Genomic DNA, 16620 nt, shown 5'->3' on the forward strand with positions numbered 1-16620 from the left:
CCGGTTACACCGGCATTCCGCTCGACGGCGCCGGGGCCGGGGCTCCCGTGTCGTGGCGGGCGGCCTCCTGCACCTCCGGATCGGGATCGGGCTCGGGCCGGTTGCCGCGCTCCAGCGCGCCGACCGTGCGGAAGGCCAGCACCAGGGCGACGAGCCCGAACGCGACCGAGCCGAGCCCCGTGCCGGCGATCACGCCCTTGGGTCCGTAATAGGCCGCCCCCAACCATGCGGGCGGCATGGTGCCCAGCGTCGCCCGGCCCCAGTTCAGCAGGGTCGAGACGAAGGGGAAGCCGAGATTGTTGAACGAGGCGTTGGCCAGGAACAGCAGCCCGTTGAAGAACCAGACCGGTCCGGCGACGAGGCAGAAGAAGCCGAACAGGTCGGCGGCGACCCCCGTCAGCTCGAAGGCGCCCGCCAGCGGCCCACGGGCGAGCGCCAGCACCAGCCAGACGAGGACGATGTAGAGGGCGGTCACCAGCGCACCCTGCGTGAGCACCCCGCGCATCCGGTCGAACCGGCCCGCGCCCCAGTTCTGGCCAAGGATCGGCCCGATCGAGCCCGACATCGCGAACAGCCCGCAGAAGGCGACCGGGGCGAGGCGATCGATCACCACGTTGCCGGCTATGGCCTCCGGACCGAAGCCCGACAGGGCGTGGGCGATGAAGGCGCTCGCGACCGAGGGCGCGAGGTTGGTCAGCACCGCGGGCAGCGCGATGCGGGTCACCTCCGGCAGGTCGCCGAGGATGGCGGGCAGGCGCGGCCGTTCCAGCAGGCGGTGGTGTTGAAGCGCCCGCGTGCCGATCACCACGAAGGTGAGCCGCGCCACGCAGACCGCGATGGCGGCGCCGTCCACGCCGAGGCCGAGCCCGAAGATCAGCGCCGGATCGAGGAAGACGGTGACGATGGCGCCGCCCAAGGTCACCGACATCGCGTCGCGCGCCGCCCCAACCGCGCGCAGCAGGCCGGTCGCCAGCATGCCGGGGCCGAGCAGCAGGTTCGAAGGCAGGCTGATCCAAAGGTAGCGCTTGGCGACCTCCAGGGTGTGCCCTTCCGCCCCGATCGAGCGCAGCAGCGGGTCGAGCACCGCCAGCAGCGCCAGGACGAGCAGGCCGGAGACCACGAAGACGTGGACGTTGACCGAGGTCGCGATCCGCCGGGCGCCCGCCATGTCGCCGCGCCCGACCGCCCGCGAGACCAGGGCACCGGCGGCGATCATCAGGCCGATATTGATCGCGATGGCGAAGAACTGGACGATGGAGGCGAAGCCGACCGCCGCCGTCAGCGCCGGATCGCCGAGTTTGGAGACGTAGAACAGCGACAGCAGATCGACGGCGAAGATCGCCATCAGCCCGACCGAGCCGGTGCCGCTCATCACCACGACGTGGCGCAGGATCGAGCCGGTGACGAAGCGCGCGCCGCTATCCGTCGCTTTTGCCGTCGCTTTGGCCTCAGGCATCCCGCTCGGAATCCTCGGGCTCCAGCACGCGGGTGGCGGCCTCGTGGCGCTGCGTCTCGATCAGGCCGCGGGTCTCCGCCGAGAGCGCCCGCGAGGGCCGCGTCGGCGCGGTGAGCGGCTCGGGGCGCACCTCCGGAGTGCTGCGCAGCCAGCCCGAGCCGTCCGGCATGGCGCCGGACTGTTGCAGCACGAGGCGGGCGACATCGCGCTTGCGCACGTCCTCGACCCTTCGTGCGGCGGCCTCGGCCGAGAGCCCAAGGCCCTCCAGCGTCGCCCGGCCGAAGCCGAGGGCGGATTCGACCGTCTCGCGGAGCTGGAAATCCACGTCGCGGTTCATCAGCGCGATCGCGTGCGTGCGGTCGTAGGCGCGCACATAGGTGCGGACGTTGGCGAATTCCTCGTGGACGATGTCGACGATCTTGGTCGCGGCCCCCGCGTCGTCGATGCAGATGCAGATCAGGTCGGCCTTGGCCAGCCCCGAGGCGCGCAGCACGTCGAGCCGGGTGCCGTCGCCGTAATAGATGCGGAAGCCGAAGCTCGTCGCCGCGCGGATCTGGCCGACATCCTTGTCGATCACGGTGATGCTGATGCCCTCGGCCAGCAGCACCTGCGCCAGGATCTGCCCGAAGCGGCCGAAACCGACGACGAGGACGCGGGTGTCGCCGGACTCCGCCACGTCCCCGACATCCGAGGGCGGCTGCGCCTCACTGGCGCGGCGGGCGAAGAGCATGTCCAGGCCCTTGGCGATGATCGGCCCGACCAGCATGGTCAGCGCGGCCAGCGCCACGCAGAAGCGGGGCACATTCCCTTCGAGGATGCGCAAGTCAGCGGCCGCGGGCAGGATCACGAAGGCGAACTCGCCGGCCGGCGCCAGCACCGCGGCGCCGCGCACGGCGTCCAACCAGGGCGAGCCGAACAGGCGAAAAAGCCCGGCCACGAGTACCACTTTCACGGCGATGGCGGCGAGCGTCGCCCCGATCAGCGCGGCCCAGTGGTTGGCCAGCAAGCCGCCGTCGATCGACATGCCAACGCTCATGAAGAACAGGCCGAGCAGCATGCCGCGGAACGGCTCGATGTCGGCCTCCAGCTGATGCCGGAAGTTCGATTCGGCGAGCATCACGCCGGCCAGGAACGCCCCCATCGCCATGGAGAGCCCCGCCTTCTCCATCACCATGGCGGTGCCGAGCACGACCAGCAGCGCGGCCGCCGTCATCACCTCGCGCCCACCGGCGGCGGCGAGCAGGCGGAAGAACGGGTTGAGGCCGTAGCGCCCGACGATCACCACGCCGGCGACCGCGGCGGCGGCGCGCGCGGTCGAACGCAGGCCCTCGTCGAGCCAGCCGTCCTTCGGCGTGGCGCCGGCGGAGGCGAGCAGCGGCAGCAGCGCCAGGATCGCAACGACGGAGATGTCCTGCAGCAGCAGCACCGCGAAGGAGCGGCCCCCGTAGGCGCTGCCGAGATCGCCGCGTTCCTCAAGGAGTTGCAGCGCCACCGCCGTCGCCGAGAGCGCCAGCGCGATGCCGACCACGGTCGCGGCGGCGGGCGTCAGACCGAAGGCGAGGCCGGCCCCCGCGAGAGCCAGCGAGCACAGCGCCAACTGCGCCGTGCCCAATCCAAAGATATCGCGGCGCATCGAGACGAGGCGGGAGATTTCCAGCTCCAGCCCGACGATGAACAGCAGCAGCACCACGCCGATCTCGGCGACGCTCGCCGCGGTCTCGGGTTCGGCGATGAGCGAGAGCCCGGCCGGGCCGATGACGACGCCGGCCACGAGATAGCCCAGCACGGCGCTCTGCCCGAGCAGCCGCACGATCGGCACGCCGATCACCGCCGCCGACAGGAAGGTCAGCACCGGCGGCAGGAAGCTGGCGTGGGTCGCGGCGCTCGCCATGGAAGCCTTGAGTTGCTTCGCGGGATTGAGGAAGAAGCTTCCCCTTATCCCGCAAGACCCGAGGCGGCGAGGCCGATTCGCGTGTCGTTCGTCACACGACGCCCTCGCTTTGGGCCCATCAGGCGAATGAAGTGATCGGCAATCCTCCCATCACCGCCGTCATTCCGGGGCGCTAAGCGAACCCGGAATCCACGACTGGCCGCGACGCTGTCCTGGCACCGCGCATCACGGGTGGATTGCACGCTTCCGGCGCGCGCCTTTGGGGCCGGGTTCCGCTGAGCGGTCCCGGGGTGAAGGCGGTTGGGGTCGAAAAGGCGAAAATCACTACACCGCAGTCACCGTGTCCCAGCATTTCCCCTACGCGCATGCGGGTGCCGACCGCATGGGGGTCACGTTTCGCGCCAAACGTGCTATGTGTTGCGCAATGGACAGGCATCTCGACCCTGTCGCGGCTTTCGGGCTGGCCGCTGTTGACAGACCCGGCCACCCCTCTCCACATCGCCGGATCATGAGCGCCGATACCATCAACCTGACCGCCGACCCGAACAGGGTCCCGCATCCGGCCGTGACGGGGGACAAGCCGCCGCTGGAAATCCTGCTCTGCGCGCCGCGCGGCTTCTGCGCCGGCGTGGTGCGGGCCATCGACGTGGTCGAGCGCGCGCTGGCGATCTACGGCGCGCCGGTCTACGTCCGCCACGAGATCGTCCACAACAAGTACGTGGTCGAGACGCTGAAGCGGAAGGGCGCGGTGTTCGTGCGCGAGCTGGACGAGGTGCCCGACAGCGGCGCCCCGGTCATCTTCTCCGCCCACGGCGTCGCCAAGACCGTGCCGCAGAACGCCGTCACCCGCGGGCTGACCACCATCGACGCCACCTGCCCGCTGGTGACCAAGGTCCACCGCGAGGCCGAGATTCACCACAAGCGCGGGCGCCACGTGCTGCTCGTCGGCCATTCCGGCCATCCGGAGGTCGTCGGCACCATGGGCCAGCTGCCCAAGGGCTCGATCACGCTGGTCGAGGACATCGACCAGATCGAGGTGCTCAATCCCCCGGCCGAGCAGGCGCTGGCCTGGGTGACGCAGACCACGCTGTCGATCGACGACACCAAGCACATCGTCGAGGCGCTGAAGGCCAAGTTCCCGGCGATCCACGGCCCCCACAAGGACGACATCTGCTATGCGACCACCAACCGCCAGGAAGCGGTCAAGGAAGTCGCGCCGCGGGTCGATGCCCTGATCGTCGTCGGCTCCTCCAACTCCTCGAACTCGCAGCGCCTGCGCGAGGTCGCCGAGCGTGCCGGCTGCCCGATCACCCGCCTCGTCCTGCGGGCGGAAGAGATCGACTGGGACGCTTTCAAGGACATCCGCCGCCTTGGCCTGACGGCCGGCGCCTCGGCCCCCGAGGTGCTGGTGGAGGAGATCATCGACGCCTTCGCCGCGCGCTTCGACGTGACGGTGGATCAGGTCTCGGTGACGATCGAGGACATGTCCTTCCCGCTGCCGCGCGAGCTGCGCAGCGAGGCGGCCGAGTAGTTTTTTTCGACCACGCCGGCTATCCGGTGACGACACGAGGGGCGCTCACGGCGCCCCTTTCCTTTGCGTGAACGGGCAAGCGATCCGTGGCGGTCTACACCGACGTTTCCGACGAGGCGCTGCGCGCCTTCCTCGCTGAGTACGAGATCGGCGCCCTGCTCTCGTGCAAGGGCATCGCCGAGGGCGTCGAGAACTCGAACTTCTTCCTGCACACGGAAGCCGGCAACTTCATCCTCACCCTCTACGAGAAGCGGGTGAACGAAGCCGAATTGCCGTTCTTCATCAACCTGATGGGGCACCTCGCCCGCGCCGGCCTCGCCTGCCCGCAGCCGGTGCGCAACCGCGCCGGCACGGCGCTGGGGCGCCTGTGCGGCCGCCCCGCGGCCATCGTGACCTTTCTGGAGGGCGTCTCGCTGAGCCGCCCCAACGCCGAGCATTGCCGGGCGCTCGGTGCCGCGCTCGCCGGGCTGCATGCGGCCGGCCGCGATTTTCCCATGCGGCGCGAGAACAACCTGTCCGTCGGGGCGTGGCGCCCGCTCTTCGTCCAGGCGGAAGGGCAGGCCGACACGGTGGCGCCGGGCCTCGCCGCGCGCACGCGGGCCGACCTCGACGTTCTGGAAGCCTCCTGGCCGGTCGGGTTGCCGACGGGCGTGATCCACGCCGACCTCTTCACCGACAACGTGTTCTTCATCGGCGACGAACTGTCGGGGCTGATCGACTTCTACTTCGCCTGCACCGACGCCTTCGCCTACGACCTCGCCATCAGCCTCAACGCATGGTGCTTCGACGCCGACGGCATTTTTCACCGCGACAAGGCCGGCGCGATGATCACGGGCTACGACGCGGTGCGGCGGCTGGAGCCGGCGGAAATCGAGGCGCTGCCGATCCTGGCGCGCGGCGCGGCGATGCGGTTCATGCTGACCCGGCTGGTCGATTGGCTCAACGTGCCGCCGGGTGCGCTGGTGCAGCCCAAGAACCCGCTGGAATACGACCGGCGGCTGGCGTTCCATCGCGCGGCTAAGGACGCGCGCGATTACGGGTGGTCTCCGAAATAACCCTCCCCCGCAGAGGGGGGAGGGGGTGTCCGTCGCGGATCAGATCACCTTCAGCAGCGCTTCCGCGCCGGAAATCTCCGCCTTGGACGGCGTGTCCTCGACGTTGAGCACCCGCACCACGCCGTCGTCCACCAGCATGGCGTAGCGCTGCGAGCGGATGCCGAGGCCGAAGCCGGTGCCGTCCATCTCCAGGCCGGTGGCCTTGGCGAACTCGGCGTTGCCGTCGGCCAGGAACTCGATGCCCTCGGCGCCGCTCTGCTGCTGCCATGCGTTGAGCACGAACACGTCGTTGACCGAAGTCACCGCGATGGCGTCGATGCCGCGGGCCAGGATCGCCTCGCGGTTCGTGACGTAGCCCGGCAGGTGGTTGCGGTGGCAGGCGGGGGTGAAGGCGCCGGGCACGCCGATCAGCACGACGCGGCGGCCCTTGAACAGGTCGTCGGTGGTCTTGGCTTGCGGGCCGTCGGGGCCGCTCACCCGGAAGGTGACCTGGGGCAGGTGATCGCCGACCTGAATCGTCATCCGTGCTCTCCTCGCATCCTGTCCGCCAGGATTATCGGTGGGATAGTCCACTTGTGCCCGGCCAGCGTTAGACGCGGGGCCGGCCCCTGTCGAGGCACGCCCGCGCGCGCGTTTGGCTTATGGATCAACGCTCCAAGGCGGATTAGCATGGGTCCATGCAGAGCCCCGCCTCACCCCTCAAAGATCCGGCCTATCTCGGCGGCCAGTTCCTGGTCGCCATGCCCGGCATCGGCGACGAGCGGTTCGCGCGCTCGGTGATCTACCTCTGCGCCCACTCGGCCGATGGGGCGATGGGCATCATCGTCAACAAGCCGGTGGCCGACCTCAGCATGCCGGACCTGCTGATCCAGCTCGACATCGCCAGCGAATCCGACGCGATCCGCCTGCGCGAGCAGGTCGGCCACATGCCGGTGCTGATGGGTGGCCCGGTCGATGCCAAGCGCGGCTTCGTGCTCCACACCGCCGACTTCCACATCGACCAGTCGACGCTGCAGATCGACGAGGGCGTGTGCCTGACCGCGACCGTGGAGATTCTGCGCGCCATCGCCGACGGCAAGGGGCCGTCGAACGCGGTGCTGGCGCTGGGCTATGCCGGCTGGCAGGCGGGCCAGCTCGAGAACGAGATGCTGGCGAATGGCTGGCTGAATTGCCCGGCCGACCCGGAGCTGATCTTCGGGGCGGGCTTGGGCACCAAGTACGATCAGGCGCTGAGAGGCTTGGGGATCGACCCGCTGATGCTCTCGGCCGAGGCCGGGCGGGCGTAGCGCGGCGGCAGCGGCCGGTAGAGCACCAGCATCAGGATCGCGAACTTCGCCAGCACCGTCGTCTTGCTGGCGATGCTCTCCGACGTGTTGAGCAGCAGCGCGAAGCCCAGCACCGGCAGGAACGTGCCGGGCCGGCAGCGGCGCACGATCTCGGCGATGAACAGGGTCACGGCCAGCGTCAGCAACGCGGTCATGACCACGCCCTGGTAGAGCACCATCCGGACGATCGGGTTCTCGATGCCCCATTCGAGCCCGTGCATCCGCCGCAGGGTCTCGACGAAGCTGGTATCGGGGCCGAGCATCAGTTCGTGCAGGGGGATGCGGTCGAGGAGCGCCAGCATCTCGATCCGGGCGTTGGCGCTGCCGCCGTCGGAGACGAAGCGCTCGGCCAGGGTATCGAAGAACCCACCGAACGCGAGCGCCACCACGGCGAGCGGCGCCATGGTCAGGAGCGACAGCCCGGCGGCGGCCCCGAGCAGGGGCACCCGGCCGGTGCGCAGCACCCGCAGGGTCGCGACGAGCCCGTAGAGACCGCCGAGCCCCACCACGGCGACGATGGCCGAGCGCCCGCCGAAGGTGACGAGCGCCCCCATCTGCAAAGCCAGCATCGCGAGGCGCTGCCACGGCCGCAGCCGGCCACCGCCCGCGATCAGGGCGAGGATGTAGGTCGCGGTGACCAGCGCGTTGACGAGGGGATGACCCTGCAGGGCGGTGGAGCGGGGGTCGGTGGCAAAAACCTCGCCGTCGAGGCGGTAGGGGAAGAGGCGGGTGCCGGTCGCGAACTCGGCGAGGCCGAGCCCGGCATTGGCCAGCATCATGCCGTGCAGGGCGGTCTCCAGGGGGCCGAGACGGGCAGGATCGATCCGGACCAGCAGCATCATGACGAGGGCCGGGCCGACGAAGGTGTCGATCGAGCCGGCGAGCCCGGTGCCGGAGCGGAGCGCAATCTGCACGAGGAGCGCCGTGCCGGTCACGAGCAGCAGAAGGCTCGCGGGCGCGTCGCGGGCGGTGCGGACGACGAACCCGACCGGATCGCCGGACGCGAGCATGACCCAGACGAGGCAGAGCGGCGCGAGGTAGGACGCCGGATGGATCTTGGCCGCGGCCCCCCCGGTCATGCCGTCGTAGTTGACGCCGAGATGCCACAGCACGCCGCCGGACAGGAGAAAGAGGACGAGCAGCAGCAGGATCGCCGGGGCGGCGGAGGGGGCTTTGGGGGTGTGGGTGCGGCGGACCGGGATGGCCCAGGCCGAGGACGGGAGCTGCGGGCCGGCGGTCACCTGAGCCGCCTCATGCCCGCGTCACGATGAGGCCCGCGCTGACCGGGTGCCCGGCCAGGCCCGCCGCCTCCACCAGATCGGCGACGTCGCGCTGCGGCGTGGTGCCGAGGCGGGCGACGAGGAGGACGCCGTCGGCGAGCGGCATCAGGCTCGCGGCCTGCGGGTTCTCGGTGATGGCGCCGCCATCGACGATGACGAGGTCGAAGCGGCGGCCGATCTCCGTGAGGAAGCGCTCGCGGGCCTCGCGGCCGCGCTCGCTCGGCGCGCGCTTGGGCCGGCCGACGCCGAGGAAGCGCACGCCGCTCGACGGCTCGCGCCGCATCACCGTGGCGAGCGGCTCGTCGCCGCGCAGCACGTCGAGCAGGCCCGGCGTCGCCTCCGGGCCGAGCAGGTCGGCCTCGATCATCAGGACTTGGAGGCCGCGCGCTTCACCCAGTGAAGCCAGGAGCTGCGAGACGCGGCGCCGCTCGGTGCCGTCCGAGCCGGCCGAGGTGACGAAGACGCTGGTCGCGGTCCCGAGCGTGCCGCCGCGGATGCCGAGCAATCGCGTCAAAGCGAGCGCGCCCGCGGCCTCGCGTGCAACCTGCGCCGCCTTGCGGGCGTGTCCGCCGCGGCGGCGCGGCCCGTCCGGCACGGTGCCGATGACCGGCGCGCCCGTCAGCCCCTGAAACTGGCTGCGGGAGAGCAGCACCGGGTTGGCGTATTCGCGCACCAGGGCGAGCCCGGTGCCGAGGCCCATTCCGGCCGCGGCGGCGGCCAGCGCGAACAGGGCCGGCATCGGCCAGCTCTTCTCTTGCGGCGGGATCGCCTGCGTGACCACGCGGGCGTTGGTGGCGTCGATGTTGGCCCGCTCCTCGATCTCGCGGGCGCGGGTGAGGAACGAGGTGTAGACGCTGCGGCTCGCCTCGACCTCGCGCTCCAGCTCGCGCAGCTTCACCGCCGCCTGGTTCGTCGCCGTGCTCTCGCCCCGCAGGCGGTCGAGGTTCTTCGACAGGGCGCGCTCGCTTGCCGCCGCCCGCTCGTAATCGGCGCGCGCCGACTGGGCGATGCGGCCGAGTTCGGACACGATTAGCGCGCGCACGTCCTGCATCTGCGCGCTCACTGCCACGATGGAGGGATGGCGGGCGCCGAGCTGCGTGCGGAGATCCGCCTGCCGCTCGACCAGTTCGGCGTATTGCGCCCGGAGCTTCCCGATAGTGTTGGACTGGATCGCTTCGTTGATCGCCTCCGGCGCGCCGGTGCGGCGGGCCTGCTCGATCTGGTCGAGGCGGGCCTTCAGCTCGGCGGTCTTGGCCTGGGCGGCGCTGAGGCTCACGTTGATCTCGCCGAGCTGCTGCTCGGTGACGAGGCGCCCGTTCGAGCGCACGAGGTCCTTCTTCGAGCGGTAGGCCTCGGCCCGCTCCTCGGCTTGGCGCACCCGCTCGCGCTGCTCGGCGAGGCGGTCGGTCAGCGAGCCGGAGGCCCGCTTCGAGGCTTCGGTACGCGCGTCGCTCTGATCGGCGAGATAGGCCGCCGCGATGGCGTTGGCGGTGCGGGAGGCCTTCTCGGCGGATTTGGCCGTGAACACGATGTCGATCACGAACACCTTGTCGGCGCGCTTCACCGCGAGGCGCTTGCGCATGTTGCGCAGCAGCCGGTCCTCGCGGTCGGTGAGCGAATCCGCCGGCTCCGGCCAGCCGATCCAGTCGCGCAGGTCGGAGACGAGCGTGCCGAACTCGCCCTTGCCGGTGAATTCGGGGTCGGCGTCGAGGCCGGTCGCCGCCGCCGCGCGGGTCAGCACGCCGGCCGATTCGAGCACGCGAGCCTGACTCTCGACCTGGGTGACGCCACCGTCGGGGGCCACCATGGTCGGGTTGATGTCGTTCGTCAAAACCTGCCGGTCGCGCGGATCGATCAGGAGCTGGGCGGTCGCGGTGTAGAGCGGAGGCGTCAGGACGCAGTAAGCGAGCGTGGCCGCGACGAGGGCGAGCGTGGTCCAGACGATGGTGGCCCGGCGCCGCCACAGGATGCGCCAGAGGTCGCCGATCTCGGCGGTGCGGTCGATCTCGCCCGCGATGGGCGGCGCCAGCACCAGGGCCCGGCCGGTCGCCTCCCTGCTCTCGATCTGCAACATCGCCGGTGACCGCCTCGGGACAGATTCCGCATCGATCGCCGTCGAGGGGACGGCGCGGGCGGAGAACTGCAATCGGCGTGCGCGGCGATTCCGTATCGAAATTGTTAAGCAACGTCCCGGAGCGGGACTCCGTTTTCTTGCTTGGCCTCAAGCCCCGGCGCCCACCTCCGCGGGCTTAGAGCATCGTCCCGAAAGGTGGTTTCCAGCTTTCGGAAAAAGACGATGCGGCACAAAAACATAGAGCATCGTCCTGGATCCTATATCGAGGACGATGCTCTCGATGCCTCGGCTGGCGCCGGGGCCGCTGCGCGGGGCGCTCTTCGCGCCCGGACATACGGCGTGGCTTTGCCACGGGACCACTGGGCACGTTCAACCCCGGTGCGACAGCCGGGCGTTCGCGCCGGGGCCCGACAGCATCGCCTTGCGCTCCAGGCCCTTGTGCAGGTGAACCATCAGCGCGACGCCGAACAGCGGGGTGAGGAGGTTGACGATCGGGATCACCATCATCCCGGCGAGCAGGCAACCGGCGAGGATCACCCTGAAACCGAAATGCTCGCGCATGGCCCGCGCGTCCGCCAACGGCCGGAAACGGCCGGCGGCGAGTTCGAAATACTCGCGGCCCAAGAGGTAGGCGTTGGCGCCGAAGAACGCGATGAGGTTCACCCCCGGCACGAAGACGAGGATCAGCGCCACGAGGTTCACGAGCAGGGCGAGCCCGGCGAAGCGCGCCGCCGACCACATCGCCGCGCCGAAGGGCAGCGCGCGGCCCTGCGGCTCGGCGGGGAAATCGGTGCGCTCGACGATCTCGGCCACGTCGTCGAGGAAGAAGCCCGCCACCAGGATCGAGACCGCGGGCATGACGTAGGCGAGCGCCACGAACAGCCCGGCCCCAGCCAGGAAATAGGCGATCGTGTCGAGGAAGGGGTAGTCCGCCGAGATGTGGTGGCTTGCCTGGAACGCCTGGATCAGGCGGGTGAGTCCGAACCACACCGCGATCAGGAGGCCGATCGTCAGCGCCAGGGACTTGAGCAGGATGCCGCGCAGCGCCGGGGACAACACCTGGCGCAGAGCCGCGGCGGCGGCCTTGATGAGCATTGCCCCGATCCCGTCTTCTCGACAATCTCTTCGAATTCGCCCCGCCGGGGTTCTCGCCGCAACGGGTTGTGAGCGCAAGTCCCGGCGCGTCTCGGGCCCTCTCGTCCGATTGCCGCGTTGACGCCGAATAGACGCCGGAGACCGGTCATGCCTCAACGCCCCTTTCCCCGCCTGATCCTGCTCGGGCTCCTCTGCGCCGCGCCTCCCGCCGCCGCCCATGAGGTCGGCGCCTGGGCCGGCGCGAGTTCGGCGCCCGCCGAGCGCTCCGAGGTCGCGGTCGCGGCGCTCGACGGCAAGGCCTACGTCGTCGGCGACTACAATGGCGCGACCGAACTGCTGATCTACGACCTCGCCGCCGACCGCTGGAGCAAGGGCGCGCCGTTCCCCTACCCGGTCCACCACACCATGGCGGCCGAACGGGGCGGCAAGATCTACGTGTTCGGCGGCTACGTGAACGGCTGGGAGGCGAGCCCGAAGGTCTGGGCCTACGACCCGAAGGCGGATGCCTGGGAGCCGCGCGCCCGATTGCCGACCCCGCGCGCCGCGGGCGGGGCGACGCCGATCGGCGGAAGAATCCACGTCGTCGGCGGCAGCGGCTCGGGCCGGGGCAACGTCACGACCCACGAGATCTACGATCCGGCGACCGATTCCTGGGCGAGCGCGGCGCCGCTGCCGACGCCGCGCGATCACCTCGCGGTGCAGACGGTGGAGGGCCGCATCGTCGCCACCGGCGGGCGCATCGACGGGGATTCGTCCAAAAACCTCACGGCCAATCAGGTCTACGATCCGGCGACCGACCGCTGGAGCGAGGCCGCCCCCCTGCCGACCGCCCGCAGCGGCGTCGCCTCGGCGGTGCTCGGCCGCGAGGTGTTCGTGATCGGCGGCGAGTCCAAGGTGAAGACCTACGACGAGGTCGAGGCGTTCGATCTGCCGGCCAACCTCTGGCGCGCGCTGGCCCGCCTGCCTACCGCCCGCCACGGCTTCGGCGCCGTGACCTATGGCGGCCGCATCTACACTTTGACGGGAAGCCCGCGGCCGGGGGGCGACAAGTCGGGGACCGTGGAGGTGCTCGATCCGAAGGCGGCAGCGCCGGGGCGGTAATTTTTCATAGTTCTGTCGCAGGCGTCGCCGCTGCATCCCCCTCTCCCCTCCGCGGGAGAGGGTGGGCCTCGCGTCAGCGAGGGTCGGGTGAGGGGAGCGACGGTGCCGGAGAGAGCTGGTCGAGTGCGGCCAAGCGGAAGCGTCGTTCCCCTCTCCCGTCCGCTCCGTGGCCACCCTCCCCCGCAGAGGGGGGAGGGTTTTTCTGGCGCGCTTGCCGCGGAGGGCGATGCGTCCGACATCACGGGTGCCCTTCCGTTGCCACGACAAAGAAAATGCCCCCGTCTCCCGAACACACCCGCTTCCGCCCCACCGTCCCGTCCCGCTTCGCCCCCCTGCCCACCGCTCCCGACGTGGCGGTGATCGGCGCGGGCGCGGCGGGGATCGCGGCGGCGCGGCGGCTGAGGGCGCGCGGGTTGTCGGTGACGGTGCTGGAGGCGCGCGACCGCGTCGGGGGCCGCGCCTTCACCGCGGCGATGCGCGGGCATCCGATCGACCTCGGCGCCCACTGGCTCCATGCCGGGCCGGTCAACCCGCTGGTGGCGCTCGGCCGCGCCCGCGGCGAGCCGCTGCGGCGTGCGGCGCAGGACGGGCATCTCTGGGTCGGACGCCGCCGCGGACGCCCGGCCGAGCAGGCCGCCTTCGGCCGCGCCTTCGACATCGCCGACCGGGCGATGACGCTCGCCGCCGGGCTGCGGGAAGACGCACCGGCTTCGAGCGCGGTGCCGCCGAGCCTCGGACCGTGGCGCGAGCGCATCAGCCTCGTCCATGCCCTCGTTTCGGGCCGGCCGCTTCAGGAAGTGTCGCTGCACGACTGGCCGAGCCTCGAATACGGCGACAACTTCTTCGTGTCCGGCGGTTACGGTGCCTACATCGCCCGCCTTGCGCTCGATCTGCCGATCCGCCTGTCGGCGCCGGTCGCCGCCATCGACACCACCGGGCCGGGGGTGAAAATCCGCATGGAAGACGGCGGGACGCTCGCCGTGCGGGCCGTCATCGTCACCGTGCCGATCCCGGTGCTTCAGCGCAGCGTCCGCTTCACGCCGCCGCTGCCGGCCCGCACGCGCGAGGCGATCGACGGGTTTCTGTCGGGCACCTACGAGCATGTCGTGCTGCACTGGCCGTCCGCGCCGTTCCGGGGCCGCGATCGGCTCGCCAGCATCGTCGGCGGCCACCACGAGCCGCCGGGGATGCTGACCCGGATCGACGGCACGAGTTTCCACTATTTCGAACTCGACGCCGCCTTCGCCGAGAGCGCCGACGCTCTGCGGGCCGGGCCGGACGCCGAGCGCCGCCTCGCCCGCACGGTCCTGGCCGAGCATTTCGGCCACCGCGCCTTGCGCGACCTCGCCATGCCGGCGGTGACCGGATGGCGCCGCGATCCGTTCGCGCGCGGCTCCTGGGCGGTGGTGCCGCCGGGCCATGCCGGGGCGCGACAGACCCTGGGCGCGCCGGTGGCCGAGCGGATCTGGTTCGCGGGCGAGGCCAATTCCCGCCTGCAATGGGGCACCGCCGGGGGCGCCTTCGAGGAGGGCACGCGCGCGGCCGATACGCTGGCCGAGTGCCTGTCGGCACGGAGCCTGCGCGCCAGCGCCTGACGCCGGCTTGCCATCCGGGCACGAACGATGCGAACCGCCGCCTCGACGACGGGGGCGGCGATGAACTGGATCGAGGCGATCGGCTATCTCGGCACGGGACTCACCATCGCCTCGACCGCGATGAGCACGATGATCCCGCTGCGCATCGTGGCGCTCGGCGCGAGCTGCGCCGTCCTCACCTACGGTTTCTTGATCGGCAGCGCGCCGGTGGTGCTGACCGCGATGATCCCAATCCCGTTCAACGCGTGGCGGCTCTACCAGATGATCCGCCTCGTGCGCGACACCGAGCGGGCGGCCTCCGGCGACCTGTTGCTCGACTGGCTCAAGCCCTTCGGCACCTCCCGCCGCTTCCGGGCCGGCGAGGTTCTCTTTCTCCAGGGCGACCCGGCCACCGAGATGTACCTGATCGAGAGCGGGCGCTTCCGCATCGCCGAGCACGGGCTCGACGTGAAGCCCGGTGCCATCGTCGGCGAACTCGGCATGCTGTCGCCGGGCAACCGCCGCACCGGCTCGCTCGCCTGCGTCGAGGCGGGCTCGGCGCTGTGCCTGAGCTATTCCGAGGTCAAGCAGCTCTACTACCAGAACCCGGAATTCGGCTTCTACTTCCTCAAGCTGACGAGCGAGCGTCTGTTCCAGGGCGCCGCCGAGCCCCTGCAATGCGCCGTCAAGTTCCTGCGGCCCGAGAATGCCGGCACCGACGTGCTGTGAGGCGGTCTCGCTCCCGCCGCGTTTGAAGGTGAGACTGCATGCACCGGGGGAAATCGGCGCATGTCGCGTGGACGTGTTTCGCGGACGCCCGCGGGAGTGATACGAGTTCAAGCGCGGCCTTGGCCGCCCGGAGCGCACAAGCGGCCAAACACATGAGGGGATACGAGGCAAAGGCTCAGGTCATGGCGGACGTCGCCACCGTGATCGAGCAGGCCCGACGCGAGGGGCGCGACCTCGCCACCGCGTTGCGCATCGCCCGGGTGACGCTCGCCTATCTCAGCGGACCGCAGCCCGACCCGGAGCAGGCCCGCGCGCTAGAAGCGTTCGACAAGCAGTTGCGGCAATTGTCGAGTTGAGGGACCCTCTGGACGGTTGCATCGCGTTCCGCCTCACGCCGTCATTGCTTCGGCTCCGCCTCGTAATGACGGGGAGGGCGATTGGATCACGCGGCGGCGTACGAAAAACCCGCCTCACCCCGCCTGCACGATCAGCGTCACGGCGCCGAAGGCCAGCACGGCGAACACGGCGACCGCCATCAGGATCAGGGCCGCGCGCGACTCGCGGAGTGGGTTCTCTTCCATGCCTTCAGCTTAAGAGCAGCCGTGGGGCCGGGGGAAGCCGGTCGTTTCGCCGCGACCGGTCCGTCGTGGGGACGACGACCCAAATATCCTCGCCGGGGACCGCCGCGGCCGGGGGGCGCCAGGGCAGGACGTTCCAGCGGCCGTACCAGTCGTCCGCCACCGAGAAGGCGTAGCGGTGGCTCGGGTCGCAGGCATGGGTGAACGGCAGGGCGCGAGGAAACGAACCCCGCCGCGCGGAAAAGCCGTCCGAGAACAGGCCGAGCACGGGCGCCGGATGCGCGGTGTCGTGAGAACGGGCGGATGCAGGCACGCGGAAAAACCTTCGCGGAAGAGCCGGGACGGGGCCCGCGCGCGGCGGGCCGTTGCCCGCCTCACTGCAAGACCGGAGCCCCGCCGCGCTCCCGCAGGGCACGACCTGCGGAGGAAGCGCCGATTTCCCTGCGCAAACGGGCGCGCCGAGGCCCCGTGCCGGGCTGGTTCGGGGGTTGCGATGGTTAAGTGAAACCGCCTTCCGCCGGGCCGCGATGTCCCGGATCGGGACGGCTGGCGGATCGGGACGGCACGCACGCCCCGATCCGGAACCGACGCCTCGCCTGCCACAGGACCGACCATGCAGCCCGACACCGGCGCGCTCCGGCGCCTCCTCCACCGCCGCTTCGCCACCTTCGGCCTCGTCGGCGCGCTGGCGCTCACGATGACGTGGTGGTTCATCGTCGCCCGCGGCGTGTGGCTGGCCATCGAGTGGGCGACGGCCTGAGCGGCGCCCGGCGCAAGGCGGGCGAACGTTCTTTCTAGAGAACGCTGTCGGAGAAGATGGTTCTTCCACTAAGTCGGCATGCGGGAGAAGATCGTTTCGAAGGGGCTCGGTACGCCCTTGACGACGCGGTGGGATGACCTCTATCGCGCCTGTCGATGGGTTCGGTGGACG

General features: G+C 70.6%; 15 protein-coding genes. 8 read left to right on the forward strand and 7 right to left on the reverse strand.

Annotation, left to right across the window (positions count from 1 at the left end; genetic code table 11):
• Positions 1–4 precede the first annotated feature (4 nt).
• A complete protein-coding gene (locus tag ASG52_RS24890) occupies positions 5–1456 on the reverse strand; it encodes an MATE family efflux transporter (protein WP_056249407.1) in 1452 nt (483 codons plus the stop codon).
• On the reverse strand, positions 1449–3347 hold the full coding sequence (locus ASG52_RS24895) for a monovalent cation:proton antiporter-2 (CPA2) family protein (protein ID WP_056249411.1): 1899 nt from the start codon (positions 3345–3347) through the stop codon (positions 1449–1451). Before ASG52_RS24895 ends, ASG52_RS24890 begins: the two co-directional genes overlap by 8 nt.
• A gap of 508 nt (positions 3348–3855) precedes the next feature.
• Here ASG52_RS24895 and ispH point away from each other — a divergent pair.
• Both ispH and thrB read left to right on the forward strand, forming a co-directional pair.
• On the forward strand, positions 3856–4878 hold the full coding sequence (gene ispH, locus ASG52_RS24900; protein ID WP_056249414.1) for a 4-hydroxy-3-methylbut-2-enyl diphosphate reductase: 1023 nt from the start codon (positions 3856–3858) through the stop codon (positions 4876–4878).
• An 86-nt stretch (positions 4879–4964) separates the two neighbouring features.
• Positions 4965–5933 (forward strand): homoserine kinase, encoded by a 969-nt coding sequence (gene thrB, locus ASG52_RS24905; protein WP_056249415.1) that lies wholly within the window; start codon positions 4965–4967, stop codon positions 5931–5933.
• A 39-nt stretch (positions 5934–5972) separates the two neighbouring features.
• Here the strand turns inward: thrB and ASG52_RS24910 are convergent, their stop codons facing one another.
• Positions 5973–6455 (reverse strand): peroxiredoxin, encoded by a 483-nt coding sequence (locus ASG52_RS24910; RefSeq protein WP_056249419.1) that lies wholly within the window; start codon positions 6453–6455, stop codon positions 5973–5975.
• A gap of 155 nt (positions 6456–6610) precedes the next feature.
• Here ASG52_RS24910 and ASG52_RS24915 point away from each other — a divergent pair, with 155 nt between their 5' ends.
• Positions 6611–7219 (forward strand): YqgE/AlgH family protein, encoded by a 609-nt coding sequence (locus tag ASG52_RS24915; RefSeq protein WP_056249422.1) that lies wholly within the window; start codon positions 6611–6613, stop codon positions 7217–7219.
• Here the strand turns inward: ASG52_RS24915 and ASG52_RS24920 are convergent.
• The 3 genes from ASG52_RS24920 to ASG52_RS24930 form a co-directional block, all read right to left on the reverse strand.
• Positions 7156–8499, reverse strand: coding sequence for a VpsF family polysaccharide biosynthesis protein (locus ASG52_RS24920; RefSeq protein ID WP_200945659.1), 1344 nt, complete (start codon positions 8497–8499; stop codon positions 7156–7158). The two genes, ASG52_RS24915 and ASG52_RS24920, sit on opposite strands and share 64 nt — an antisense overlap.
• A gap of 10 nt (positions 8500–8509) precedes the next feature.
• Entirely contained in the window at positions 8510–10612 is a 2103-nt protein-coding gene (locus ASG52_RS24925; RefSeq protein ID WP_056249425.1) for a GumC family protein, read from the reverse strand.
• Between the two features lie 369 nt (positions 10613–10981).
• Positions 10982–11707 (reverse strand): sulfate transporter family protein, encoded by a 726-nt coding sequence (locus ASG52_RS24930; protein ID WP_056249427.1) that lies wholly within the window; start codon positions 11705–11707, stop codon positions 10982–10984.
• 147 nt (positions 11708–11854) lie between these two features.
• Between ASG52_RS24930 and ASG52_RS24935 the strand changes: the two genes are divergently transcribed.
• The 4 genes from ASG52_RS24935 (at position 11855) to ASG52_RS24950 (ending at position 15467) form a co-directional block, all read left to right on the forward strand.
• On the forward strand, positions 11855–12808 hold the full coding sequence (locus ASG52_RS24935; RefSeq protein WP_056249429.1) for a Kelch repeat-containing protein: 954 nt from the start codon (positions 11855–11857) through the stop codon (positions 12806–12808).
• Positions 12809–13080: 272 nt separating this feature from the next.
• Positions 13081–14403, forward strand: a complete 1323-nt coding sequence (locus ASG52_RS24940) for a flavin monoamine oxidase family protein (protein WP_056249432.1) — start codon at positions 13081–13083, stop codon at positions 14401–14403.
• A 60-nt stretch (positions 14404–14463) separates the two neighbouring features.
• Positions 14464–15111: a Crp/Fnr family transcriptional regulator gene (locus ASG52_RS24945; protein ID WP_056249937.1), complete on the forward strand. Its 648-nt coding sequence runs from the start codon at positions 14464–14466 to the stop codon at positions 15109–15111.
• 182 nt (positions 15112–15293) lie between these two features.
• Complete coding sequence (locus tag ASG52_RS24950; RefSeq protein WP_286159163.1) at positions 15294–15467, forward strand: hypothetical protein; 174 nt, start codon at positions 15294–15296, stop codon at positions 15465–15467.
• 229 nt (positions 15468–15696) lie between these two features.
• Here the strand turns inward: ASG52_RS24950 and ASG52_RS24955 are convergent, their stop codons facing one another.
• Positions 15697–16002 carry a hypothetical protein gene (locus ASG52_RS24955; protein WP_156384114.1) on the reverse strand — a complete coding sequence of 102 codons (306 nt, stop codon included), beginning with the start codon at positions 16000–16002 and terminating at the stop codon, positions 15697–15699.
• Positions 16003–16302: 300 nt separating this feature from the next.
• Here ASG52_RS24955 and ASG52_RS28010 point away from each other — a divergent pair, with 300 nt between their 5' ends.
• A complete protein-coding gene (locus ASG52_RS28010; RefSeq protein ID WP_200945660.1) occupies positions 16303–16449 on the forward strand; it encodes a hypothetical protein in 147 nt (48 codons plus the stop codon).
• Positions 16450–16620 lie beyond the last annotated feature (171 nt).

The organism is Methylobacterium sp. Leaf456 (genome assembly GCF_001425465.1).
Lineage (GTDB): Bacteria > Pseudomonadota > Alphaproteobacteria > Rhizobiales > Beijerinckiaceae > Methylobacterium.